This is a genomic window from Campylobacter concisus, assembly GCF_002914195.1.
GTDB classification, from domain to species: Bacteria; Campylobacterota; Campylobacteria; order Campylobacterales; family Campylobacteraceae; genus Campylobacter_A; species Campylobacter_A concisus_M.
Genome location: NZ_PPAU01000087.1, coordinates 1 through 1373 on the forward strand (window position 1 = coordinate 1; position 1373 = coordinate 1373).

At 32.3% G+C, this 1373-nt stretch carries 1 protein-coding gene; it reads right to left on the reverse strand.

Going from position 1 to position 1373, the window contains the following annotated elements; genetic code table 11:
* Positions 1–1373, reverse strand: a 1373-nt coding sequence (locus CYP28_RS10280; RefSeq protein WP_181000413.1) for a hypothetical protein, incomplete at both ends; no start/stop codon positions are given.

Sequence of the window (1373 nt, forward strand, 5' to 3'; positions counted from 1 at the left end):
CTTTTACCTCACCAATATCAAACATAGGTTCTTTCTTAAAAGTATCAATGCTTTTTAAATTTTTAAGAAAAGGTTCATTTTTGGCAAAAGAGTTTGAATTTATAGTTGAGTTGAATTGTGTTCCAACAACCTTTTTTAACTCAGCTACTTGTTTCATAAAATCTCCAACACCACTAATGCCTTTTAATTTTAGCATGCCTTGCATTATGTTTAGATACTCCTTGCCTTGAATATCTAAAACTCTTAAGGCGTCAGCAGAAAACAATTTTGCATAACCTAGTTTATCAGTAGGCATTTTTGATATAGCTTCACTGCTAAAGCCAGCTCCTTTTAGGACACTTGCAATTCTAAAAGGATCTTTTTGTCCTATAATATGATCAAATTTTTGGGTAAAAATAGCAGAAGCCAAGCTACTCGAAGGTTTTTGATTTGGATCCATGCTCTCATTTTCTTTTGCTCCAGCTGTTTTTTGAAAGATGGCTTTTGCAAAAATCAAGCTAGTCCCTATTGCTGTTTTTTTCAAAAATTCCATAGTAGAGTCAAGTTTTTCTTTATCAACGCTTGTTTTTTGGGTCATTTCACTACGATTTTGCATGCCAAGCAATTCAGGTCTTTCACCATAGCTTAATTTGTCTGCAAAGTTAAGCTTTGTAAATAAGAGTTTTATCGGCAATATTTTTGATACCCTTGCTGGATCAGTTTTGAAATCTTTATTTATCTCATCAGAATATTTCACATTGTTAGTAAGGATAGAAAACCACTCTTTCGCTGCGCTTTTAAAGTCTTGTCTTAATGGGGCTAATTTTGGAATAATATCAAGCTTATCGCCATTGCCACTTATAATGGTTTCAAAAATCTTTCTATACACTCCGACACCATCAGGCTCTTTGTTTTGCTTTTCTAAAATATTTGATTTTAAGCTTAATTTCTCGTCGGCTTCTTTATATTTTTTATAGGCACTAGATAATATTTTATCACCAATATATACAGCTACGCCAGTAACTGGATTTATCTTAGCAACTGTTTTAATTAGGTGTTCTTTAATGCGACTACTTACACCTGATTTTTCCGCTAGATCTTTTAAAATTTCACCACCAGCATCTTTTATTTTATCGCTTTTAGACATTCTGCTTAGGCTATTTTGGACAGAATTTTTAATGCTGTTATGTTCCTCATTTGTTAGGCTAGCGTCCTTAAAGAGAGAACTAAATTGTCTTTCTATGTGTTGTGTTATTAATTTCTCTTGGTTCTCTTTTTCACTACTATGCTTTTTTATATCATTTTCAAGAGTTTTTCTATTTTCTGCCCCTGCGTATCTGATATTTTCATTGTAGTAATTTATTTTTTCTATTGAGCTACGGATATTCTTTATA